The 21,949-nt window shown below is 46.7% G+C and carries 25 protein-coding genes, 1 tRNA gene and 1 pseudogene; 16 read left to right on the top strand and 11 right to left on the bottom strand.

Annotated features, from left to right (window positions below; genetic code table 11):
- Position 1: 1 nt before the first annotated feature.
- From FJ023_01145 to FJ023_01110, 8 genes are all read left to right on the top strand, one after another.
- Positions 2-1,993: a 2Fe-2S iron-sulfur cluster binding domain-containing protein gene (locus FJ023_01145; GenBank protein ID MBM4445942.1), complete on the top strand. Its 1,992-nt coding sequence runs from the start codon at positions 2-4 to the stop codon at positions 1,991-1,993.
- 25 nt (positions 1,994-2,018) lie between these two features.
- Entirely contained in the window at positions 2,019-2,555 is a 537-nt protein-coding gene (locus tag FJ023_01140; protein MBM4445941.1) for an NADP oxidoreductase, read from the top strand.
- 13 nt (positions 2,556-2,568) lie between these two features.
- Positions 2,569-4,005, top strand: coding sequence for a Ni/Fe hydrogenase subunit alpha (locus tag FJ023_01135; protein MBM4445940.1), 1,437 nt, complete (start codon positions 2,569-2,571; stop codon positions 4,003-4,005).
- Positions 4,006-4,183: 178 nt separating this feature from the next.
- Positions 4,184-5,197 (top strand): Mrp/NBP35 family ATP-binding protein, encoded by a 1,014-nt coding sequence (locus FJ023_01130; protein MBM4445939.1) that lies wholly within the window; start codon positions 4,184-4,186, stop codon positions 5,195-5,197.
- A gap of 19 nt (positions 5,198-5,216) precedes the next feature.
- Entirely contained in the window at positions 5,217-5,666 is a 450-nt protein-coding gene (locus tag FJ023_01125) for an iron-sulfur cluster assembly scaffold protein (GenBank protein ID MBM4445938.1), read from the top strand.
- Positions 5,639-6,205, top strand: coding sequence for a molybdopterin-guanine dinucleotide biosynthesis protein B (gene mobB, locus FJ023_01120; GenBank protein MBM4445937.1), 567 nt, complete (start codon positions 5,639-5,641; stop codon positions 6,203-6,205). The genes FJ023_01125 and mobB overlap by 28 nt, the downstream gene beginning before the upstream one ends.
- A gap of 7 nt (positions 6,206-6,212) precedes the next feature.
- Positions 6,213-6,881 (top strand): ferredoxin, encoded by a 669-nt coding sequence (locus tag FJ023_01115; protein MBM4445936.1) that lies wholly within the window; start codon positions 6,213-6,215, stop codon positions 6,879-6,881.
- Positions 6,882-6,915: 34 nt separating this feature from the next.
- On the top strand, positions 6,916-7,191 hold the full coding sequence (locus tag FJ023_01110; GenBank protein MBM4445935.1) for a hypothetical protein: 276 nt from the start codon (positions 6,916-6,918) through the stop codon (positions 7,189-7,191).
- 16 nt (positions 7,192-7,207) lie between these two features.
- Here the strand turns inward: FJ023_01110 and FJ023_01105 are convergent, their stop codons facing one another.
- Genes FJ023_01105 through FJ023_01095 form a run of 3 tightly spaced genes read right to left on the bottom strand, consistent with a single transcriptional unit; the run spans position 7,208 to position 9,020 of the window.
- Positions 7,208-7,843: a protein-L-isoaspartate(D-aspartate) O-methyltransferase gene (locus FJ023_01105; GenBank protein MBM4445934.1), complete on the bottom strand. Its 636-nt coding sequence runs from the start codon at positions 7,841-7,843 to the stop codon at positions 7,208-7,210.
- 20 nt (positions 7,844-7,863) lie between these two features.
- Entirely contained in the window at positions 7,864-8,115 is a 252-nt protein-coding gene (locus tag FJ023_01100; GenBank protein MBM4445933.1) for a hypothetical protein, read from the bottom strand.
- 41 nt (positions 8,116-8,156) lie between these two features.
- Positions 8,157-9,020, bottom strand: coding sequence for a tyrosine recombinase XerD (locus FJ023_01095; protein MBM4445932.1), 864 nt, complete (start codon positions 9,018-9,020; stop codon positions 8,157-8,159).
- 117 nt (positions 9,021-9,137) lie between these two features.
- On the opposite strand from FJ023_01095, the gene uvrC reads away from it, so the two are divergent.
- On the top strand, positions 9,138-10,949 hold the full coding sequence (uvrC, locus tag FJ023_01090) for an excinuclease ABC subunit UvrC (GenBank protein ID MBM4445931.1): 1,812 nt from the start codon (positions 9,138-9,140) through the stop codon (positions 10,947-10,949).
- A 64-nt stretch (positions 10,950-11,013) separates the two neighbouring features.
- The gene (locus FJ023_01085) at positions 11,014-11,199 is read left to right on the top strand and encodes a hypothetical protein (protein MBM4445930.1); all 186 of its coding nucleotides are present in this window, start codon (positions 11,014-11,016) and stop codon (positions 11,197-11,199) included.
- Between the two features lie 140 nt (positions 11,200-11,339).
- Here the strand turns inward: FJ023_01085 and FJ023_01080 are convergent, their stop codons facing one another.
- On the bottom strand, positions 11,340-12,068 hold the full coding sequence (locus FJ023_01080; protein MBM4445929.1) for a DUF72 domain-containing protein: 729 nt from the start codon (positions 12,066-12,068) through the stop codon (positions 11,340-11,342).
- Between the two features lie 83 nt (positions 12,069-12,151).
- On the opposite strand from FJ023_01080, the gene FJ023_01075 reads away from it, so the two are divergent.
- Positions 12,152-12,385 carry a hypothetical protein gene (locus FJ023_01075; protein ID MBM4445928.1) on the top strand — a complete coding sequence of 78 codons (234 nt, stop codon included), beginning with the start codon at positions 12,152-12,154 and terminating at the stop codon, positions 12,383-12,385.
- Positions 12,386-12,416: 31 nt separating this feature from the next.
- Here the strand turns inward: FJ023_01075 and FJ023_01070 are convergent, their stop codons facing one another.
- Entirely contained in the window at positions 12,417-13,205 is a 789-nt protein-coding gene (locus tag FJ023_01070) for an MBL fold metallo-hydrolase (GenBank protein ID MBM4445927.1), read from the bottom strand.
- A 161-nt stretch (positions 13,206-13,366) separates the two neighbouring features.
- On the opposite strand from FJ023_01070, the pseudogene FJ023_01065 reads away from it, so the two are divergent.
- From FJ023_01065 to FJ023_01055, 3 genes and pseudogenes are all read left to right on the top strand, one after another.
- Positions 13,367-13,852: pseudogene (locus tag FJ023_01065) on the top strand (CinA family protein).
- A gap of 475 nt (positions 13,853-14,327) precedes the next feature.
- The gene (locus FJ023_01060; protein MBM4445926.1) at positions 14,328-15,848 is read left to right on the top strand and encodes a YifB family Mg chelatase-like AAA ATPase; all 1,521 of its coding nucleotides are present in this window, start codon (positions 14,328-14,330) and stop codon (positions 15,846-15,848) included.
- Positions 15,849-15,947: 99 nt separating this feature from the next.
- On the top strand, positions 15,948-16,385 hold the full coding sequence (locus FJ023_01055; GenBank protein ID MBM4445925.1) for an IS110 family transposase: 438 nt from the start codon (positions 15,948-15,950) through the stop codon (positions 16,383-16,385).
- Here the strand turns inward: FJ023_01055 and FJ023_01050 are convergent.
- Positions 16,351-17,154, bottom strand: a complete 804-nt coding sequence (locus FJ023_01050; protein ID MBM4445924.1) for a hypothetical protein — start codon at positions 17,152-17,154, stop codon at positions 16,351-16,353. The two genes, FJ023_01055 and FJ023_01050, sit on opposite strands and share 35 nt — an antisense overlap.
- Before the next feature lie 194 nt (positions 17,155-17,348).
- Here FJ023_01050 and FJ023_01045 point away from each other — a divergent pair, with 194 nt between their 5' ends.
- Together FJ023_01045 and FJ023_01040 are read left to right on the top strand one after the other, a co-directional pair.
- Positions 17,349-17,930: a hypothetical protein gene (locus FJ023_01045; GenBank protein ID MBM4445923.1), complete on the top strand. Its 582-nt coding sequence runs from the start codon at positions 17,349-17,351 to the stop codon at positions 17,928-17,930.
- A 21-nt stretch (positions 17,931-17,951) separates the two neighbouring features.
- Positions 17,952-18,137 (top strand): hypothetical protein, encoded by a 186-nt coding sequence (locus tag FJ023_01040; GenBank protein MBM4445922.1) that lies wholly within the window; start codon positions 17,952-17,954, stop codon positions 18,135-18,137.
- A 130-nt stretch (positions 18,138-18,267) separates the two neighbouring features.
- Here FJ023_01040 and FJ023_01035 read toward each other — a convergent pair whose 3' ends face one another.
- The 5 genes from FJ023_01035 to FJ023_01015 all read right to left on the bottom strand — a co-directional run bounded on the left by FJ023_01035 (position 18,268) and on the right by FJ023_01015 (position 21,924).
- A complete protein-coding gene (locus FJ023_01035; GenBank protein ID MBM4445921.1) occupies positions 18,268-18,576 on the bottom strand; it encodes a hypothetical protein in 309 nt (102 codons plus the stop codon).
- An 86-nt stretch (positions 18,577-18,662) separates the two neighbouring features.
- Positions 18,663-18,737, bottom strand: a tRNA-Asn gene (locus FJ023_01030).
- A gap of 133 nt (positions 18,738-18,870) precedes the next feature.
- Positions 18,871-19,884 (bottom strand): sensor domain-containing diguanylate cyclase, encoded by a 1,014-nt coding sequence (locus tag FJ023_01025; protein ID MBM4445920.1) that lies wholly within the window; start codon positions 19,882-19,884, stop codon positions 18,871-18,873.
- Positions 19,885-20,035: 151 nt separating this feature from the next.
- Positions 20,036-21,244, bottom strand: a complete 1,209-nt coding sequence (locus FJ023_01020) for an ABC transporter permease (GenBank protein MBM4445919.1) — start codon at positions 21,242-21,244, stop codon at positions 20,036-20,038.
- Complete coding sequence (locus FJ023_01015) at positions 21,241-21,924, bottom strand: ABC transporter ATP-binding protein (GenBank protein ID MBM4445918.1); 684 nt, start codon at positions 21,922-21,924, stop codon at positions 21,241-21,243. The genes FJ023_01020 and FJ023_01015 overlap by 4 nt, the downstream gene beginning before the upstream one ends.
- Between the last annotated feature and the right edge of the window lie 25 nt (positions 21,925-21,949).

Genomic DNA, 21,949 nt, shown 5'->3' with positions numbered 1-21,949 from the left:
CATGAAAGAGATAACTCTAACAATAAATGGTAATCAGGTTAAAGGCAAAGAGGGTGATACTGTTCTTGATATCTGCCAAGCTAACGGTATTGATTTACCGACGCTTTGTCACTACAAGGGACTGAACGATGTCGGCGCTTGTCGCCTTTGTGTAGTCGAAATCGAAAGAGAGAGACGACCGGTGCCTGCCTGTACTTATCCAGCACGGGACGGATTGGTGATACACACCCACAACGAGAAGCTGGAGAAGTACCGTCGCCTGGTTCTAGAACTCCTCTTCACTGAACGCAACCACCTGTGCGCTCAGTGCGTAGCCAGCGGCGATTGTGAACTGCAGAATCTCGCTTATAAGTACCAGATGGACAATGCCCGGTATCCATATTCATGGCCCGCCTTACCAGTAGACTCAGTAAACGATTACCTAGTTATTGACCATAATCGCTGCATTCTGTGCGGCAGATGCATCAGGACTTGCGATGAAATTGTCGGTGTTCACACACTGGACTTTGGCTACCGCGGTTGGAAAGACATGGTTGTCGCCGACCTTAATCAACCTCTGGGGCAATCATCCTGCATTTCCTGCGGAGCCTGTTTCCAGGTCTGTCCTACTGGCGCCATCTTCTCCAAAAACAGCGCCTACAAAGGTAGACCTGAAGAATGCAAAAAGGTAAATAGTGTATGTCCAGTATGTGGAGTTGGTTGTCAAATTGAGGCACTTGTCAAGGATAACAGGCTAGTCAGAATTGATAGCCCTGACCTCACCGACAAGCGCGGCATACTTTGTCACAAAGGACGCTTTGCTCCCTTGTACAGAAAGCACGAACGAATCGATACAGCACTGGTAAAAAACGGTCGCGGTAAGCTCGAATCCCGACCTTTAAGTGAAGCCATAGACATAGTAGCTAAGAGGCTCGCTGAACTGAAGTCACGATACGGCAATAACAGTATAGCCGGCATCGCGTCAAGCCAAGCTAGCAACGAGTCCCTCAAAGCTTTTAAGGAATTCATTACCGGGACTATCGGTAGCAAGTTAATCGATACTCTCGACGGAGATATCTATAGAGCCACCGCCCAGGGCATCAACATTTACCAAGAGAAGGCAGGACTGGACACCGAGACCTTGCTAGAAGAGATACTTAAAGCTGATTGCATACTCGTAGTAGGTGCCAATCCGCTTGAAAGCCATCCTGTAGCCGGTTCTTATATCGCCCGAGCAGCAAGGCAGAACAAGGCAAAGCTCATCGTTATAGACCCGGCGCAAAATGCCTTCTCTTACCACACAGCACTATGGTTGAAGCCAAAAGAGGGCAAAGAGTCATTAGCTCTAAGCACCCTGACCAAAGCTGTCATCGATAAAGGCGCCAAGAAAGACTCTGCCCAGGTAAAAAAAATAACAGCCTCCCTCAAGGACATTAATGTAAAGCAAGGCAGTGAACAGGCTGGTATCGGCGCTGATGACCTTCTTGAGGCTGCCGAGATGCTCAGCAAGGCTAAGTACAGCGTTATCATCTACGGTGAAGGCATTCTGCAACATAAAAATCCTGGACTGATAACGTCTCTACTCAATCTGGCAACTATCGCCAGCAGCCAAGGCGCAGGGAAACCACGAATCATTTCTCTAAAACCTAAGGGAAATAGCCGTGGAGCGTGGGATATGGGAATAGCCCATACATCGCAATCTATTATGAAAAACCTAACCGGAAACAACGTGAAGGCTTTATATATACTTCTGTCTGATGATTATGTTAACGCATCACAATTGCCCAACCTTGGCAAAGGATTGGAATTCGTAGTTGTTCAGTCAAGCTATCTCTCATCTGCAATGTCGAAGGCCAACGTGGTGTTACCATCGCCAATCTGGGCAGAAGTAGGCGAAAAATACAGTACGCTGGACGGTGTAGCCAAGTCAACCTCGCGCCTCATCAAACCATCTGATGACATCAAAGCAGATCCAGAGATATTGCGTGAAATCTCAAAACATATGAAGAAATAGCAATCGAAAATAAGGAGTTGATAACATGGCAAAGGTCAAAGTAGCTACGGTTTGGTTAGAGGGCTGTGCTGGTTGTCATATGTCATTCTTAGATATCGATGAGGCAATAATCGAGCTAGCTAAGGTCGTTGAATTCTCCAGAAGTCCTATAACCGATATAAAGGAATTCGTGCCGGTAGACGTCGGCATCGTGGAAGGCTCTGTCGGCAATACTGAAGAGGAGGAAGTGCTCAAGGAGCTCAGGGCACATTGCAAGATTCTTATGGCCTGGGGTGATTGCGCTTGCTTCGGTGGCGTGTGCGCCATGCGCAGTAGTTTCGACAAAGAAGATGCCCTCAGGCGTGGTTACATTGAGACTGAAAGCACCCACAAAGGCAAAATACCTCGCCCACCGGGTGTCCCGGCACTCCTTGACCAAGTGAAACCAGCGAATCATATAGTAAAGGTGGACTGCTACGTTCCAGGCTGCCCACCAGAACCTAAAGCTATCTTATATGCCTTAAACGAACTCCTGGCAGGCAGAATCCCTGTTCTGCCCAGCGATATGATGCGCTTCGATTGAAAGAGGTGAAGACATGGTTTCTAAAGTTAAAAAAACTATTGAAATAAACCCGGTTAGCCGAATTGAAGGACATGGCAAAGTAACTATCCAGCTAGACGAGGCAGGCAATGTTACTGATGCCAAGTTCAATGTAACACAGTTTCGAGGCTTCGAAAAATTTTGTGAGGGTAGGGTTTTCTGGGAGATGCCAGTAATCACGCCCAGAATCTGCGGCATCTGCCCGGTAAGCCACCATCTGACCGCAGCTAAAGCCTGCGATGCGATTTTAGGAGTTGAGCTAACCCGCCCGGCTAAATTGCTACGCGAGCTGATGCACATGGGGCAATATATCCAGTCCCACGCTCTTCATTTCTTCCACCTGGCCAGCCCGGACTTGCTTCTCGGTATGGATGCTGACCCGGCAAAGAGGAATGTAATCGGTTTGATTGCCGCAAATCCAGAGCTTGCCACCAAGGGAGTAAAGCTCCGCAGCTTCGGACAAGCAATCATCAAGAGTTTGGGCGGCAAAAAGGTTCACCCCATAGGTGCCGTGCCTGGCGGCATGAATACTGCTCTATCCACCGCTGACCGAGACCACTTCCTAAAACAGATAGGCTGGGCTATTGCCGATGCTCAGACTGCAATAGGCATAATTAAGGGCTATTACGAAAAAGACAAAGACTTTGTCTGCACCTGCGCCAGTTTTCCCACAGGTTACCTCGGGCTGGTGGATGAAAACAACAATCTGGAGTTCTATGACGGCAAATTGAGGCTAATCGACCGAAAGGGAAAAGTTCTTGAAAGCCAGTTCAACCCCTCCAATTACCTTGATATCATCAGTGAGCATGTAGAGGATTGGTCTTATCTTAAGTTCCCCTTCTACAAGAAGGTGGGCTATCCCAAGGGTATTTACCGGACAGGGCCGCTTGGCCGACTCAACGTTAGTGAGGGAATATCTACTCCGCTAGCCAATGCCGAACTTAAGAACTTTAAGAAACTGGGCAACAACGGCATAGTAGAAGGTTCATTATACTATCATTATGCCCGCCTCATAGAACTGCTTTATGCCATCGAAAGAGCCCACCAGCTACTAGAGGACAAGGATATATGCTCAACTGACCTGATAGTTACTTCAGATAAATACAACGAGCAGGGCGTTGGTGTCATTGAAGCCCCGAGGGGCACCCTATTCCATCACTACTGGGTAGACGATACTGGCAAAATTCGCAAAGCAAACCTCATAGTAGCCACGGGTAATAATAACGCCGCTATGAACATGGCAGTCTATCAGGTAGCCAAAACGCACATAAAGAATAACAAGATCACCGAAGGCATACTCAACCGAGTTGAGGTAGCTATTCGCTGCTACGACCCCTGCCTCTCCTGCTCAACACACGCTATCGGCCAAATGCCTTTTAACATTCAGGTCATATCGGTTGATGGCAAACTTATAAAAGAGATAACAAGATAATACTCTATGCCCACAAATCGCCAAAAGCAAACCATCGTAGGCCTCCAACAAAGGGGGCCTGCTCTTTTATATACTCGAGCAAAAGATCAACAGCCTTTGAATCTGACGCCCAAAATTAGTAAACTTAGGAGATGGCAAGATCAAGACGCCAAAGGCGAAAGACATAGGAGCGAAATTAATGGTGAATGAGCAACAAGTAAGAGAAAGCCTGGAGGAAATACTGATACAGGGTGCCATGCGCAGCCCGGTAAAATTAAATTTAATCCATGAAATCGCTATTTCTGACCAGAAAGTCGACATAACCCTCGCCTCTGCAGCCCTGAACCCAAGTACTCAAGACTGGCTGAAATCCAAAGTCAGTGACACTATCGGGCAACTGCCGGGTGTAAGTCAAGCAAATGTAAATTTCGTCCAGGCCCCACCCAAAGATATCAACGATGTCAGCTATGTGATTGCCGTCATGAGCGGCAAAGGTGGCGTAGGCAAGTCACTGGTGGCAGCCCTTCTCAGTATTGCCATCGCCCGCCAGGGGAACGAGGTCGGCATCCTCGATGCGGACATCACCGGCCCCAGCATGCCAAAGATATTTGGCCTCAGCGGTGTTCGGCCCAGCAGCAGCGAAACAGGCATTTTGCCAGTTTTGTCAAAACTGGGCATCAGTATTATGTCTATCAATCTTCTCTTGGAACACGAGGATGATGCAGTAATATGGCGCGGGCCTATTATAAGTAAGGTCATTCAACAATTCTGGGAAGAAGTGCTCTGGGGTAAACTGGATTATCTTATAGTAGACCTGCCGCCAGGCACTGCCGATGCTCCTCTGACTGTAATGCAAACCCTTCCAGTATCCGGGGCAGTCATAGTATTCAGTCCTCAGGAGTTGGCAGCAATGGTGGTGAAGAAAGCAGTAAGAATGGCAAAACAGATGAATATTCCCATACTTGGAGTTGTAGAGAACATGAGCTATTTCACCCTGCCTGACAGCGGGAAAAGGCTGGAGCTGTTCGGTAAAAGCCGAAGCCAGGAAATGGCAGAGGCAGCAGGTGCACCCCTTTTAGCCCAAATACCTGTTGACCCTGAACTGGCTAAGCTTTGCGACCAGGGTAAAATCGAGCGTTACAGCTCAGAAATATTAGATGTCCTTAGCCAGAACTTCATCCAAGCACTACCAATTAAGGCAAAACAAACTTAGAACATCTAGGAGACTGAATATGACTGATGAATTCGATGAGCTAGAAAAACAAATAATGGAAGCGATGAAGAAAGTATATACCGAAACGGCCATTGACCATGCCATGAACCCTAGAAACGCAGGCAGAATCCCAAATCCTGATGGTTTTGGTTCCGCAACCAGTTCTTGCGGAGAGACCATGGAGATACGGCTTAAGGCAAAAAATGGCAAGATAACAGATGTCACTTTTTGGACAGATGGCTGCAGCACAACCGCCGCCTGTGGCAGCATGGCCACGGAAATAATCAAAGGGGAAGACGTATCACAGGCGTTGGCTATAAATCAAGACGACATCCTGAAAGCTTTGGGAGGACTACCTGAAGGCAATCACCACTGTGCTCTGTTAGCTACCAATGCAGTCAAAGCAGCAATTCAGGACTATATAACCATTAGAAAGGAGCCATGGAAAAAGGCCTACAGGAAATGTTGAAGTCAAAGGTCTCTGCCTCCACTTCCACGGCAGTTGAATTTATGCCTCCCATAGTAGCAATTGTAGGTGAATCGAAATCAGGAAAGACCACGCTTATTGAAACGCTGATTTCGGAGCTAAAGTCAAGAGGCTATCGTGTAGCCACTATCAAGCACTCCGCACATAGGCTAAGTTTTGATAAACCAAGTAAAGATAGCTGGCGTCACATTCAAGCTGGCAGTGACGCTACAGCCATCGTTTCACCGGACCAGATTGTGCTAATCAAACCAGTTACTGAAGAGCCTGACCTAAACGAGATAGCCAGTCTCTTCGGCGAAGATTATGATATTATCCTCGCCGAAGGCTTCAAGCAGAGCAACACACCTAAGCTGGAGATTCACCGCAAGGCAGTCGGTCCACCACTCGGCCACATTAACAACCTCATAGCTATAGCCACTGACGAGCCACTGGAAACCAAGGCCACACAGTTTTCCTTGGACAACATCAAAGGCCTAGCCGACCTTTTAGAAAATGATTTTATAAAGTCTAAACAGGAGTAGCAAAAAGCTGTTTACTTTAACCATTGACGGTATTGAGATCAAGGCTAAAGAAGGAACTAAAATCCTCTGGGTGGCCCTGGATAACGGACTTTATATACCTAATCTATGCGCCATAAGGGAAGCCATTACGCCTTTTGCGTCCTGCCGTCTTTGCTTTGTGGAAATCGAAGGCAGAAGTGCCCCGATTACTGCCTGCACTGAGCCAGCCAGCGATGGCATGGTAGTGCACCTGAACACCCCCAAAGTCAAAAGGCTGAGGAACACCGCCTTTGAGCTTCTTCTCAGTCATCATCACCTTGACTGCGCCAATTGTGCCAAGAACCGAAAGTGCGAGCTGCAGAATACGGCCTCTCGACTTAGCCTGAAACTGAAGACTAAGCGGTTTAGGCGCATACCTCAAAATTTACCTATAGATTCAAGCCATACCCTGTTTACTTATGACCCCAATAAATGCATCCTATGTGGCAAATGTGTTTGGGTATGTCACGAGCAAGGCTCAGGCATACTCGATTTCGCCTACAGAGGTATCGAAACTGTCGTCTGTACCTTCTCAGGCATGACCTTAGCCGAGGCAGGCTGTACCTCATGCCTGGCCTGTGTTAACGTCTGCCCGGTAGGCTCCCTGGTAGCTAAATCAGGCGTAGGTCCTATCTTTATACCAAGGGCAGGGATATGAATCTTGGCATTGAAAATGGTGAAGTGGTACCAAAATGACTGAGGATAAAATATTATTGACTGAAGTTGAAGCACAGCAAATCGCTGAAAAGTTTCTGCTTTCCAAATGCTATGAATCTAAAATCAGTTTCAGTGGCTGCCAGCTCATAGCCACAGATGACAGCCACATATATCATTTGTGCGGTGACCTCACCATACGGTCTCGAAGCTCACTCAGCCGCTTTACTGGTCCTAAATCAGCAAATAAATACCGGTTTAGAATAGAAATCAACGCCCAGCAGGGAAAGGTTCTTAATTACGAGATCATATAGGCACGCCTGCGAGCCCTCATTCTTCCCAAGCGCCTTTACCTACAAGAGGTACAAAGCGACAGCCACCCAGACTTTTAACTAGATTTTTCCTTTTTCTTCTGGTAACTTTGAGCAAGTCCTGCTCCCACCTCGAACCTACGGGAATGACCAGTCGCCCCCCTAAAGCTAGTTGTCCAAGCAATGCGTCAGGGACATGGGGAGCACCAGCAGTAACTATTATGGCATCATAGGGTGCTACTGCTGGCCAGCCCAAAGCCGTACCAGCCGTGTGAATCTCAAAGTTAGTATAACCGAGCTGGTTCAGAACACGCCTGGCCGATTCAGCTAATTGAGGAATACGTTCTATGCTGACTACCCATTTCGCCAGTTCAGCTAATATTGCTGTCTGATAGCCGCTTCCAGTTCCTAACTCCAACACCTTTTCATCGCCTTTGAGTCCCAAAGCATGGGTCATCAAAGCCACAATAAAAGGCTGAGAAATAGTCTGTCCAAAGCCAATACCCAAAGGCATGTCTTCATAAGCTGCATGATAATAGTCAGGTGATACAAAGAGTTCGCGGGGCACGCGTGCCATAGCTGAAAGCACACGTCTATCGCGGATCTCTTGCTTGAGGCAATCGAACAGTCTGGCTCTAGCTGCCTCTAAACCCACACAATTACTACCTTTAGACTTCAACGGAGAATAAAGGTTAATATAATAAGGATAAGAAATAGAGCACCGGAAATTATACCGATGTGCCGCAACTCAGGTAATATGTATTGATAGCGTTTTGCTTGAACTGAAGGGACAGATGGTTCAACCGAAGGCACTACTGCTTTAGATTCTAGCGTTGGTTTAGGCGGATAAACACGTTCAACCGGGACTCTGTGTGCGAACTTGCCACCTGCTCGATATTTAGCTTTCCGTCGCGATTTTTTACCCATAATCTTACTCCAAAAAATCTAGCGTTATGCTTCGCCGCAGATTAAGGACGAACCTCCACCTGAGTATAAACCCTGGTAGTAGAAATATGAGCATGTCCCATAAGCTCCTGTACAGATTGCAAGTCGGCACCACTCTTAAGCTTATGGGCAGCAAAGCTATGCCGCAGACTGCGAGGCGTGACCTTACCACTAAGCCCAACCCTATCGGCATACCCCTGAACAATCTGCCAGAATCCTTGCCGGGTAAGCCGTTCGCCACGGCGATTAAGAAACAAAGCGACTTCCTTTTCATCATTCAATAAATCAGGACGAACGGCATCAACATATTCTTTAATAAGCCGTGCTACAGGTGGGTCAATAGGAATAACTCGAGCCCTAGAACCCGAGCACCGCACAGTATTCTTCTTCAGGTCAATATCTCGTGTGTTTAGCGCCATCAGTTCACTGGCTCTTAAGCCAGTAGCGTAAAGCACCTCCAGCATTGCTTTATCTCTCTTTGCGTCGACGGTGGAAAGCTTTGCTGGTTCCGATAACAGCCGACGGACTTCGGAAACAGGTAAGGGCTTAGGTAGTGGTTTGCCCACCTTAGGTGAAGCCAGATTCGGTGCCAAATCGCTTCTCAGCCTGCCTCTATCCACCATAAACTTGAAGAAGGATTTAGCTGCAGCTATCTTGCGGGCTACTGTAGATGGCGTGTACCTTCTTCCCCTCAGACTTTGCAGATAACCTGGCAAAAGTTCAGCGTTAAATCTAGGCTCCGAAAGGTCAAATCCAGCCGATGAGCCCTCCGATTTCACATAGTTGGCTAGCTGATTCAAATCGTTATTATAAGCTGCCAAAGTGTTTTTGGAATATTTTTTCTCGCTGGCTAAGTAATCGAGGAAGGACTTTATGTCTTCTTCCATTTCACAACGCCCTGCTTATTCTAGCACAACAAACCGAGCAACGCTACGTATATGTGTAAAATTTTTAAAACTTTTTGTCAACTTTTTCCATCCGATGCTACAATACATTGTGGCAGAATTCCCATGTCTATCAAGGATCAGTTAAAAACACTGCCGGCAAAGCCTGGAGTCTATCTTTTTAAAGACAACCAGGGTAAAGTCATTTACGTCGGCAAAGCAGCCAGCCTTCGCAACAGGATGAGAGCTTACTTCAGCCCCAGCACTAATCTATCATCCAAGCCGGAGCGGCTAGTAGCTGGGATAGGCGACTTCGAGACCATAGTTACCGACTCGGAGCAGGAAGCCCTCATCCTGGAGTGCAACCTAATTAAGAAGTACCGCCCCAGCTACAATGTGCGCTTAAAAGACGATAAAACCTTTCCCTACATTAAGATAGACCTCAAAAATGATTGGCCGGGTGTCCACATTACTCGTCGTTTCCACAAAAACGGGGACAGGTATTTCGGTCCATTCGCTAACGCCAGCTCTTTACGCCAGACATTAAGATTAATTAAGAAAATCTTCCCCTTCCGCTCTTGCAACAAGACAATCACGAGCAAAGATGCCAAGCCTTGCCTTGAGTATCACATCAATCGCTGCTTGGGGCCCTGCATCGGTGTTGTAAGCAAGGAAGATTACAACGAAGTAATAAAGCAAGTCATCATGTTTCTCGAAGGCAAGCAAGAGCTAGTTCTTCGAGACCTCAGACACAAAATGGAAAAGGCCTCGCAGCAACTCCAGTTCGAAAAAGCAGTCCTACTCCGTGACCAAATCCAAGCCATAAAAAGGGTTATTGAAGGACAGAGGATTGCTATTGCTGTAAGAGGTGACCAAGATGCCATTGCCCTGGCACAGACCAAGGACTTAGCTTACGTAGAAATCTTCTTCATCCGCAGCAACAAACTCATCGGCCGTGACTATATTCTGCTAGACGGCATCCGCGATGAAGAACCGAGCCAGATAATGACCAGCTTCATCAAACAATACTATGCTTCAGCTTCCTCAATACCACCACTGATCCTGCTCCAGTATCCCATTGAGGAGCCTGAGGTTATCACCAGATGGCTAGCAAATCAAAGAGGCGCACCGGTTAAATTGCACGTGCCACGTCAAGGAACCAAGAGGCAGCTAATGGATATAGTCGTGGAAAACGCGCGTCAGGGATTAGCCTTATACCAGGCCAAACAATCAACACTCATCGAATCCGCCCTCGTCCTGGAAGAGCTGAAGGAGAGACTTGGCCTACCCGTAATTCCGCTGAGGATAGAGAGCTATGATATTTCCAATATCCGAGGCAATCTCGCGGTCGGCAGTATGGCTGTGTTCGATAAAGGCTTACCCAAGCCGGCACATTACCGACGTTTCAGAATCAAGACAGTAGCAGGCATAGACGACTACGCTATGATACAGGAGGTGTTAAGACGACGATTTAAACACCGTTTGACTGCTGAAGAAAAGTGGGTAATAATACCTGACCTCGTTCTCATCGACGGCGGCAAAGGCCATCTCAATGCCGCCCTGGAAGTGATGCAGAAACTGGGGTTGGACTCTGTTCCAGCTGCTAGCCTGGCTAAAGAAAAAGAGGAGGTATTCATACCCGGTAAACCCGAACCACTTGATATCCCGCATACTTCCGCAGCGCTGTACCTGCTGCAAAGGATTAGAGATGAAGCCCATCGCTTCGCTTTAGGCTACCATCAAAGACTGCGGCAAAAAGAAGGAATAGCTTCAGCTCTGGATAGCATTCCGGGCATCGGCCCTAAGCGCAAAAAAATATTGCTTAGGAAATTCGGCTCAGTGCGGGGTATCAAAGAGGCATCGATGGATGAGCTTGCCAAGGTGGCAGGAATAACCAACAAGCTTGCTGAAAAGATAAAGGAATACCTGTGATTACGTTCACTGGCTAGACAAGTGCTGTCAGTTATAATATGATTACGGCAAGAGGAGGTGAACCATGTTAAAGGCATCAAGGTGGCTTTTGATAATCGGTAGCGCACTGTTGCTTGTAGACGTGATACTGATAGTCGCCAAAATACCCAACCCAATCCCTGGCTTTCCATTACCTTGCCCTATAACCTGGTGCGTACTTGGCGTCGGGCTCCTACTCTTCGCCATCAGAAGCAAAGCCTTCAAGAAATAGCCCGCAGCCAACGATAACCCCACCAATATAGTCACGAAATCAGGGCCGACCCACTTATCCCACACATGTAACGGCGACCTTTTAGGGTCGCCCGGAATCGAGTTAGTGGCGAGGCTAAAGCCTCGCCACTATATGCTCTGTTAAATTTCAGTTAATAACCGTGCTAAGGTTTTGGCGTTTCTCACCGCATAAGCTCCTGCATCGTTATTGAAATAAATATAAACTGCCTTCAGATTTTTCCCCATCTCAGCGATTTTCTTTGCCCAACCTGAAAGTTCCTCATCGCTATAGCAGCTACAATATAAGCCGGTGCTACCATGAAAACGGACATAGGCGAAATCAGCCGTAGCTGCCACTGGGCAGGTGAAATCGGGCATATCGAAGACACACAAGCCAGCATTGCATTCCTTTAGGATATTGAAAACACCATCATCAATCCATGACTCGTGGCGAAACTCGAAGACATGGCGATACTGGCGAGGTAAGATAGCCAGAAATGTCTCCAAGGTTTCATCATTACGCTTCATACCCGGAGGCAACTGATATAGAAACGGCCCAAGCTTATCTCGCAGGAAATCAGCTTGTGTCAAAAAATTCTGCATCGGCTCTTCCACATTCTTTAGCCTTTTTATATGTGTGATGAAGCGACTGACTTTAGCGGCGAAAACAAAACCTCTGGATGAAGATTCCCGCCAATTGGTAAAGGCTTTTTCCGAAGGCAAACGATAGAAGCTGTTATTGAGTTCTACAGTATTAAAATACCGAGCATAAAAGTCCAGCCACTTCGGCTTAGCTAGCTCATCAGGATAAAAAAACCCCCGCCAGTGTTCATAATGCCAGCCGCTTGTCCCGATATAATATTCAGGCATCACTACCCAAAATGGACTTCGCCATTACCTCAAGCTATAATTAACTACCAATGAAATAGCCTAACAGCCAACCAAGGCTTCCCGTGCCAGCAACTCCACCGAAGCTCCTTAACCAGGGCTTCGTCTGGATAAACAATCGCCGCAGCTTTATCAAAACTAGAAAGTTCTCAGGGATTTCCTCCACCCTGATGCTGCCCATCTTCATGCTTGAGTTCTTTTTTCTAGCCCTACTAATAGGCATACTCTTGCTCATCTTCGTACTTTATGTAATGTTCAGACTGCTGATTTCCCTGCCCAGACTGAAGAAAGGCGATTAAACGACTGCAGGTAAAACGAACCACCACGCTTCTATAGCTCTTCCAACTTCGCCAAATCAAACCTCATGCCATCACGAGCCGCAATAACCTTAATACCTGTGTCCTGGCTCAGCTTCTGTGCCAATTCCCAGGGTTTAGCCCGCCATATTGACATGCCAAAATGGGTGAGTACGGCAATTTTCGGTTTCACTTCCAAGATTATCTGCTTAGCTTCAGGTATAGACAAATGGTCAATCCCACCCTTAGTCTCCAGCATGACCACATTTATAACCAATAGCTCACTCCGATAGTAGCTGGACAGTCCATCGAAATACCTGGTGTCGGTAATCCAGGCAAGCGTATGCCGCGGCGTTCTGAAAACAAAACCATAGGTCTCAACAGGATGTCTGTGTTTCACCTGAGTTTCAAAAGAGATATCCTCTATAGAATAGGAACTGCCTTCAGACAAAATATCTATCTTTTGTGGATAATTTTGCAAGTACGGCAGAATTACAGCATCATTATTAAGAGCATCCGATGGGGCGAATACTACACCCCGCTGCTTCCAACCACCCTCGGTCATAGCTTCAATCATAATATTGATGTCGCCGGAATGGTCTAAATGTTTATGAGACAGGATGATAGCCTTCAGCTTGGAAGCACCGAGTTTCCTTTTAACGCTGTGAACAAGACAGCCGGGACCGGGGTCAAGAAGTATCTCAGTGCCACTAAAATTCAGCCAGGCACCACCTGAGGCCAGAAACTGCTTGGTTACTACAAACCGGGCACCAGCCGTGCCGAGAAAAGTTATTGTATCTGACAAATCCTCCACAGCCCTAATTATATCAGGAAAGCTGGAGAGTCTCCGCGCCATGGCAGTCTTTCCCCCATGGTCATCGCGAGCCGAAGGCATGGCAATCTCAGGACTATCTCCCCTAGCTTACACATCTAAGTTTCTGTTAAAATTGGCCCAGCCTTATAATCGGCGGAAAAAGGAGGCACATGACAGCATTACAAGACGAGATCGCCCAGCTTCTCAAAGAATATCAGGCCAAAACCGGTAAACTACTGACCATTGGCACAGTGGAATCAGCCACCGGCGGCAGGATAAGCGATAAAATAACCAACGTTCCGGGCAGCTCCGACTACTATAAAGGCTCAATCGTTTCCTATAGCAATGAAGCCAAAACAGACATTGCTGAGGTTAAAAAACAGACCATCAAAAAACATGGCGCCGTCAGTCCCCAGACAGCAATAGAGATGGCTGAAGGTGGCAGGAAGCTTCTCAAAGTAGATATCTGCATTTCCGATACCGGCATTGCCGGGCCCACCGGTGCCACGCCGGGGAAACCCGTAGGATTATTCTATCTTGGTCTATCAGCCAAAGACGCGGCCCTGGCTAAAGAGCATCACTTTTCAGACAGCCGCGAGCAAAATAAGCAAAAGGCTGCTGAAATGGCATTGACCCTATTAAAAGAGTATCTGCAAAAATGCCTCAGCGAAGTAACCGATAGCACTCTAGAAGAAAAGCACGTAGTCACCTGCTTCCTTGAGCATGGTGGTAAAATCCTGATTTTGAGACGGAGCGGTCGGGTTAGCACCTACCGCAGAAGCTGGGCAGGCGTCAGCGGCTACATCGAGACAAACGCCGATGACCAGGCATTCACCGAAATCAGCGAGGAAACAGAGCTGTATAAAAAAGACCTGAAGCTGGTAAAAAGGGGCAAGCCGTTAGAAATCATCGACAAAAGCCTGAACCGAAAATGGATAGTGCATCCATTCCTCTTTCACGTAAGGGCTCCGGAAAAAATCAAGACCGATTGGGAACATACCGAGGTTACGTGGATTAAACCAAGAGAGCTCAAAAAATATGAGACTGTCCCCGGGCTGGCGAAAGCCCTGTCACGGGTGATTAAATGACATGTATATGCCCTTCACCCCTTAACTATCTCAGGAGTTGAATATGCTGGCTAAGGTAATGAGCTGCGCCGTAGTCGGGCTGGAAGGAGCTATTGTCGAAGTAGAGGTTGATATCTCTCCAGGGCTTCCCTCTTTTACCGTCGTTGGCCTGCCGGATACCGCCGTACAGGAAGCCAGAGAACGAGTCCGTGCTGCTATCCGCAACTCCGGCTGCATTTTCCCAACCAGGCGAATTACGGTGAACCTGGCACCGGCTGACCTTAAGAAAGCCGGCCCTGCCTACGATTTGCCTATCGCTATCGGCATACTGCTCAGCTCAGAACAAGTATATGCCGAGGTAACAAAAACGCTTTTCCTCGGTGAGCTTTCTTTAGATGGCAGCTTACGCCACACCCACGGCATCCTGCCCATGGTAGCTATAGCCCGGGATAAAGGCTTGTCAGATGTCTTTGTTCCTGCTGATGATGCCAATGAAGCCTCCATGCTGGACGGCATTAAGGTCATCCCATCTACATCGCTAGCCCAACTGGTCAGCCATCTTCGAGGTGAGATATCAATCCCCCAATATCAACCGGATAAAGACTGGAGAGACATCACCACCGACTTTTCCCATGTTGACTTAGCCCATATAAAAGGCCAGGAACATGCCAAACGTGCCATAGAAGTAGCTGCAACTGGTGGTCATAATATCCTCATGTCCGGGCCGCCGGGCAGTGGCAAGACCATGCTCGCCCGCGCCCTGCCTTCTATAATGCCGATGATGACCTTAGCCGAAGCTCTGGAGGTGACTAAAATCTATAGCGTCAGCGGGCTTCTCTCAAGCGATACACCACTTATAAACCAACGTCCCTTCCGTTCACCCCATTACACAATCTCCCATGCCGGACTGGTTGGCGGCGGGCATTGGCCCAGACCCGGTGAGATAAGCTTAAGCCACCGCGGTGTCCTCTTTCTCGATGAGTTCCCTGAATTCAGCCACATGTCTCTGGAATCATTGCGCCAGCCTGTAGAGGACAAGGTCGTCACCATCAGCCGTGCTCAAGGCAGTGTCACCTTTCCGGCAAACTTCATGCTCGTAGCCGCCATGAACCCCTGTCCCTGCGGCTATTATGGAGACCCGGTTAAAGAATGCAAATGCTCCTCGAGCGAGATATCCCGCTATCAGAAAAGAATAAGCGGGCCGCTTCTCGACCGCATCGACATCTTCATAGAAGTTCCACGAGTTGAATACGAAAAGCTTACCGATGAAACCTTAGGCGAAAGTTCAGGGAAGGTTCGAGCTAGAGTTGAAGCCGCCAGGCAGATTCAGCAGAAACGTTTTGAAGGCACAAAGCTTATGTGCAATACCGAGATGACACCCATAGAAGTCAAGGAATCCTGCCGTGTAGACCCCCCAGCCCAGAGCCTGCTACGGACAGCCATGAAACAGCTCCACCTCACCGCCCGTGCCTTTCACCGCGTCCTCAAGCTGGCTCGGACAATAGCCGACCTGGATAGAGCCGAAATCATCAAAGCCAACCACCTCGCCGAAGCCCTCCAATACCGCCACAGAAGCTCGAACTAGGTAACAATTCAGGTAACATGAAAGAATAATGCACCTCCCCAGTCTATGGTGTAAAGTTTAGGCTTGGGAAAACCCAAATACATCACAAGGAGGTGCCAAATGAAGTATATAGGTTTAGACTGTCACAAGCAATACGATCACGCAACTCTAATTAACACAGAAACCGGAGAGGTGAAGGCAAAGAGGTTGGCTCATATCGAGGAGGAATTTAGAGAATTCATAGGGGATAAGGCTGACACCAAGATGGTAATAGAGTCATGTTGGAATTGGTCCAAGACATATGAGCTAGCCAAAGACCTTGTGGAAGAGATAATTCTTGCTCATCCGCTCAAGGTGAAAGCTATCGCCTCAGCCAAAGTAAAGACCGATGCTATTGATTCTCGAACATTGGCTCAGCTGTTGATGGCTGACCTCATCCCTCAGGCTATTGTTAAGCAGGTTGGCACAAGATTATCTACCAGAAGGTCTATAGGGTGCCGCGGCAAGAAATGCCGCGGCTATCTTATTGATTTGATTTGTACGGTGGGGATACTTTAATTACCCACAATCCTCTAGTTGCTACTTGGGCTACAGGTAATGCAATTGCACCGCACCCGCAAGCTAGATTAGGGTCAAAGGCAACCGCCCATGGCGGTAGCGTACTTCCATTAATTAGGTTACTTTCTTTAGCTTCGTCTGGGTGGGGAAACTCAAAAGGCTCAAATCTTATATGGAGGCTGCCGGATATTTCTGTGAAGCGTTTATTGAACTGATTCCAGACCCACTTCTTCCTTAATTTTGGCCATAGATGGCTTACATAGTGTAAATGGCAACCGTATCTCCAGTGGTTGGCACCTGATGGTTCAATGTCTTGATGGCTGAAATAAAAGCAATGCCAATCTGAGCCGCATTCAAATAAGTGTACATGGATATATCTCCGTTCCAACAGACCCGACCTAGTCTTTGTCAGAAATTTCTTTGGACTTCCTAATTTCATTTGCTCTCTATCAGTCTGTGATACTCTTAAATGAGCAGGAATATGTTGTCTAAACTTGGAACGGTGTGTAAAGTGAACCTGAGAGCAATTATGTATTAATAAGAACAAATCATATTCTGACACTACAATGTCTCGGGAACAATGTTCAGCATCCCTTTTCCTTTTTATTAAGAAAAAATCTTTAAGTTTGTCTGGGATACCTAACTGGTTTACTTTATCATGGTATTCTGTACTTTTCTGTTTTACGTCAATTTTAACTTGAGATTTGACATCTGAAGTAATAAGCACGCCTTTTGCATGTAGCTGTGTAAGTTTCATGTCTATGTCCATTTGAATTAGGCCTTGTTGGTCGGACACACAGTAGAGTGCCCCAGTACGAGATAAAGGTGAGCCAAATCTAGTGATATGTCTACTCTTCATTTATACGAGGCTCAGCTACTTAGTAGGCTTCTGATGGCCCGAACCTGTATTACTATTAGTTAATAAGAACGAATTAAAAAGTCTCTATTTACGTAGTTTTATTCATGGTTTCTAGTCTTTTCATACGAATCCCCATTAAGACAATTGCAATTGTGAGTAAACCAAAACAGAACCAGAGCCAACCAGGATTTGCATGTAATAACCAAATTATAACCACCGATATGATGGTGAGTACTACGAATGCTAGAGCCAAAGTTGCTGTTGTCCGCTTTCTACTAGTCTTTTTCATATATATGGATAGCGATGTTAGGACGGGAATCAGCAAAATTATATATCCATATGGCGCTGTTGGAAATTGGGTAGGCCACTTATTGCTTATAATCATAACTCCCCATATGACAATTGATACTAGAAATGCTATTTCGAGTGAGCGTGGTATCGGTCTTTTAGTTACTTGGTCCCTTGGCAATCGGAAAGATAACCATATTCCCGCTACAAAATACACCACGAAAAATATGCCACAGATTATCAAGATTGCATTAATTACAGGTAGGTATGGCCCAAGTGCCGGAGTTTTAGACATATTATTAAGTATATCTATTATTTTGCCTAGGGCAGCTACAGGAATGAACATAAAAATCCAGAAGGCTACAAAGTACTTATCCAATAATTTGGTAAATATATAAAACTTTTGGTGGTGTCTACTTATGAACACAGCTACAAAAAGGAAAATTGAGAGGAGTAAGGAAAAACCTGACAGCCATAACAAGAGGCTATTATTTGAGGGTTCTGCAGTGAATAGTGCAAGCAGAAATAATGCGACTGCAAAGCATCCAAAAGCAGAGGATAGCATCTTAAACAAATCATTTGGTTCTGGAGGCAAATTGACTTGATGCCATGAAGCCCTAATCTTGTTGATACATTTATCAGGGCGAATTGGATGCTCTTTATTCTGATTCTTGTTTTGGTTCATCGCAAATTATTTAATGAAGGACTCGGTGTGGTTCGAACCTGCAGTTTATTCTAGCGCTTCAGTAGTCCCTCAATGTGGTAGATGGCTTTTGGCTTAAGCAACCAAGCCGTCCCACTGAAACTGGATACGTCAATTATCCAGTCCTTTTCCTCAGCCTCTTCAATGGCCTTCAGCACCTGCGATTTCGAGAACCCTCCTTGGGTCTCTAATTGCTCTGGGGTTACTGACTTATGGCCATTGTCGCCAAGCCTGTAAATCGCAACTAGGACTCTGTCTCGGTTCCTCTCGACGGCACTCGCCTTCGCTTTCTGAAGTATGCTATCTACTATGTCGAGTGCTGCTTTTAGCTCACTTATCATAACTACCCCTGCGTATATTATATCACCAGCAAGAGTAATGGTGTTGAGGCTTATTGGAGGGTCTAGACTAAGATTCTAATGGTAGGTAGCTCCCGAGGTAGTATTCGAACCTACGGCCAAGCAGTTAACAGCTGCCCACTTTACCGCTGAGGTAGGCGGTAACAAATCGCTATTTTGTGTGCTCGAATATTTGAAGCCCTAATCCCTTATATCCTGCAACGCTTCTGCAATAACGAAACGGCTAAGAGTTTATCCCCAGATTGCGTACATAATTCTAATTATCATTACTGGTCACTAAAAAGCGCAAACCCGATTTCTACCGGACTGTTTCGCTTTGTAAAGCGCCGAGTCGGCAGCCGTTATCAGTCCGTCTTTATTATCAGCATCTACCGGAAAGGTGGCAACGCCAATACTGACTGTTACCTTTCCATCGGGTTGACTTTCCTTCTCTCCCTCAAATTGCTCTTGCCCGATTGCTTCCTGCACCCTAATTGCAATTAATGAAGCCTCCTCCTTGTTAGTATCCGGAAGCAGAATTGCAAATTCCTCCCCACCATACCTGTATATTTTGTCGGATGATCGTACATGGCATGTCAACACATTCACCAATTTGTTTAGCACCGCATCACCCTTCGGGTGCCCGTGAAAATCATTGTACTTCTTGAACCAATCTACATCTACCATGAAGAACGATAGTGGCTTTTTATATCTTTTAGCGGTGGCAATCTCAACAGCGATGTCCACATCAAATTTCCTGCGATTAAAGCAACCAGTTAGCCCATCACTTATTGAACTATCGCGGACCTCAGAATACAGAAAGGACCTCTCCATGGCTATAGAAATCTCTTTAGCTAAAAGTTGGGCAAATTCCAAATCCGCTCTATCAAAAGCATTCTTCTCCGAGGAATCTAAATGAATAATTCCCTTCACTTCGTCATCTACCATAATAGGAGCGCAAATCAGAGAATTCATAGCACATCCATGAGGGACACAGCTCGCAGCAGGACTATTGGTGACATCTCCAGTAAAGATATCTTCTTTCGTATTTAATATATGTCTTATGGCCGGCATGTCAACGCTAAATGTCATCTCTCCAAACGTTTGGGCAAAGCCTTTTTCTGCCATGATTTTGACCTCATCGCCCTCAATCAACATGATGGCACACCCATCGCAACCCAGTGCATCTGCAAGCTCTCTTACCGATATACGACAGATCTGCTCCAACTCTAAATTAGCGCCGATACTATGGTGTAGCTCTATGATCGCTGTTAATCTTTTGAGCTCTTTCTCCGTGCCTTTGCTTGCCATTGGCTATTCACCAAACATCTTTCTAATATTGGCCTAATTGAATTATACACGCATCCGATGCTAATGTCAGTACATTTCCGGGAGGAAGTGGCCATGCTAAGATATCGAACATCCCGACTACCTCACTGAAATGCAGAGAATGTCATTCAATTCATCCCCAGATAGCGTCCAAAATTTTTATCCTCATTACCCGCCACACTGGTATAAACGCAGCTGCGAGCGACACGACCAGCAGAATGAAAGCCATGCGCGCGGTGTAAGCAGTCCTGGTGGTGAGATAGGCGGGACCAAAGGGAAACTCAAAGGGATGCCGGGCTTCTATGGGGATTATCAGGTACTTGAATGCCAGAATACCAATAATTAACCCGACCACCGCATAGAACAGCGCCCGGATTAAATAGGAGATGGTAATGGAATTAGATTTAATGCCTATGGCACGCTGTATACCTATCTGGCGCCGCCTGTTGATTACATCAACATAGGTGACTATGAAGACTGTAATTCCAGCTACCAGGTAGTTGACTACGTTTAGTATCTGATTTATCAGAGTAAAGCTATCAGTCATGCTCTCCACAAGCCCAGCAGTCTCATCCCATGTCTGGAAATCAAGGCCATCTCTTAGACTGGCTATTCGTTCAATTACTATCTCAGGGTCAGCGCCATCTTCTAGCTTGACTCGTATGCTGCTGGCCTTGTTATTCATATTCGGCATTACTGAATTGAATTCCAGCTCGGTCACAAAAGCCTGCATGTCAGTTTGAATAAATCCCGTATCAAATATACCTTTAGCCGTATACTGTTTCTCAGGGCCGTTGCTATAAGTTACCACCACTTTGTCACCAGCGTGCACATGACGCAATGAACTGGAATACAACTCAATATCCTCAAGGTCGGCACCGGCTAGCTGAACGCCCAGGAGTATTTGCCCACGGTCGCGAGAATCAAGATATCTGCCCTCAATCAAACACTCCGCGACCTCAAAAACCGCTTTTTCCCGCGCTGGCTCAATCCCGGTGACAACGCAACTGACCCGCTCATCTTCAAAAGTGATGTAGGCATTTATGTTATTCCTGGCACTGGCAGCTACAACACCGTCTACAGATTCAATGCTGGCTATAAGGTCATCAGCGTGGCTTATGACATTATCATCACCCTCAGGCTCGATAATAATATCTCCCGAATAGGTCTTTATCAGTATAGCATTCATGCTCACGGTTGCCCCACTGATCAGCCCCGGGACAAAGAGAAGATTCATGGTCACCAGGATTAACATGAAAATTGTTAATATAATGACGCCGACATTCCCCTTAACAATCGACTTTAAGGCCAGGAATATCGCCACTCTCAATGACCTGGTCATTGTATTGGACTACCTTTTTTCACCATTTTGCCATCGCTGAGCACGATTAAACCTCGGGCATATCTTTTATCGTCGGGGTCATGAGAAACAAAAATAACAGTAACCTTCATCTCCTGATTAAGACTGACCAATGTTTCCATCACCTTCTTACTGGATATAGTGTCCAGATTAGCACAGGGCTCATCGGCAAAGATAATCCTGGGATTGTTTATCAATGCACGAGCAATGGCCACCCTCTGCTGTTCACCACCAGACAATTCCTTAGGATAATGACGTATCCTGCGCCCCAAGCCAACCAGCTCAAGCAGCTCTCTAGCCCTTTCCTTGAAGCCAACTCCCTTTTCTCCGAGCATCATGCCAGGTAAATAGACATTTTCATGAGCGGTCAGCTCCGCAAGCAGCGCATATTCCTGGAAAACGTAGCCCAAATGCTGGAGGCGCAGCGTGGCTCTAGCGTCATCTGACAGCTCGGTTACAGCTTCATTATCAAGAATTATTTGCCCTGAAGTAGGCCTGTCAAGCAGCCCTAACTGCCTGAGCAATGTGGATTTCCCTGAACCGCTCTTGCCCATAATGCAGACCATGTCTCCAGTCGCCACAGTGAAAGACACACTATCCAACGCCCTAACCTCCACCTCGCCAAGACCGTATATTTTGGTTAGATTTCGAACCTCTAACATATGCCTATACTATTACGAAATAATC

The organism is Chloroflexota bacterium (assembly GCA_016875875.1).
In the GTDB taxonomy this organism is placed as follows: domain Bacteria; phylum Chloroflexota; class Dehalococcoidia; order GIF9; family UBA5629; genus 9FT-COMBO-48-23.
The sequence above is the reverse complement of the archived record's forward strand: the minus strand, read 5'-3'. Positions and strand labels throughout refer to the sequence as shown.

Bases quoted from the DNA above. Each gene is read 5' to 3' on its own strand.
- FJ023_01015 (MBM4445918.1), bottom strand. From the start codon at position 21,924: ATGTTAGAGGTTCGAAATCTAACCAAAATATACGGTCTTGGCGAGGTG.
- FJ023_01045 (MBM4445923.1), top strand. From the start codon at position 17,349: ATGGTTTCTAGTCTTTTCATACGAATCCCCATTAAGACAATTGCAATT.
- FJ023_01135 (MBM4445940.1), top strand. From the start codon at position 2,569: ATGGTTTCTAAAGTTAAAAAAACTATTGAAATAAACCCGGTTAGCCGA.
- FJ023_01060 (MBM4445926.1), top strand. From the start codon at position 14,328: ATGCTGGCTAAGGTAATGAGCTGCGCCGTAGTCGGGCTGGAAGGAGCT.
- FJ023_01080 (MBM4445929.1), bottom strand. From the start codon at position 12,068: ATGCCTGAATATTATATCGGGACAAGCGGCTGGCATTATGAACACTGG.
- FJ023_01035 (MBM4445921.1), bottom strand. From the start codon at position 18,576: ATGATAAGTGAGCTAAAAGCAGCACTCGACATAGTAGATAGCATACTT.
- FJ023_01085 (MBM4445930.1), top strand. From the start codon at position 11,014: ATGTTAAAGGCATCAAGGTGGCTTTTGATAATCGGTAGCGCACTGTTG.
- FJ023_01130 (MBM4445939.1), top strand. From the start codon at position 4,184: ATGGTGAATGAGCAACAAGTAAGAGAAAGCCTGGAGGAAATACTGATA.
- FJ023_01050 (MBM4445924.1), bottom strand. From the start codon at position 17,154: ATGGACATAGACATGAAACTTACACAGCTACATGCAAAAGGCGTGCTT.
- mobB (MBM4445937.1), top strand. From the start codon at position 5,639: ATGGAAAAAGGCCTACAGGAAATGTTGAAGTCAAAGGTCTCTGCCTCC.
- FJ023_01040 (MBM4445922.1), top strand. From the start codon at position 17,952: ATGAACACAGCTACAAAAAGGAAAATTGAGAGGAGTAAGGAAAAACCT.
- FJ023_01055 (MBM4445925.1), top strand. From the start codon at position 15,948: ATGAAGTATATAGGTTTAGACTGTCACAAGCAATACGATCACGCAACT.
- FJ023_01145 (MBM4445942.1), top strand. From the start codon at position 2: ATGAAAGAGATAACTCTAACAATAAATGGTAATCAGGTTAAAGGCAAA.
- FJ023_01110 (MBM4445935.1), top strand. From the start codon at position 6,916: ATGACTGAGGATAAAATATTATTGACTGAAGTTGAAGCACAGCAAATC.
- FJ023_01095 (MBM4445932.1), bottom strand. From the start codon at position 9,020: ATGGAAGAAGACATAAAGTCCTTCCTCGATTACTTAGCCAGCGAGAAA.
- FJ023_01140 (MBM4445941.1), top strand. From the start codon at position 2,019: ATGGCAAAGGTCAAAGTAGCTACGGTTTGGTTAGAGGGCTGTGCTGGT.
- FJ023_01020 (MBM4445919.1), bottom strand. From the start codon at position 21,244: ATGACCAGGTCATTGAGAGTGGCGATATTCCTGGCCTTAAAGTCGATT.
- FJ023_01025 (MBM4445920.1), bottom strand. From the start codon at position 19,884: ATGGCAAGCAAAGGCACGGAGAAAGAGCTCAAAAGATTAACAGCGATC.
- FJ023_01100 (MBM4445933.1), bottom strand. From the start codon at position 8,115: ATGGGTAAAAAATCGCGACGGAAAGCTAAATATCGAGCAGGTGGCAAG.
- FJ023_01125 (MBM4445938.1), top strand. From the start codon at position 5,217: ATGACTGATGAATTCGATGAGCTAGAAAAACAAATAATGGAAGCGATG.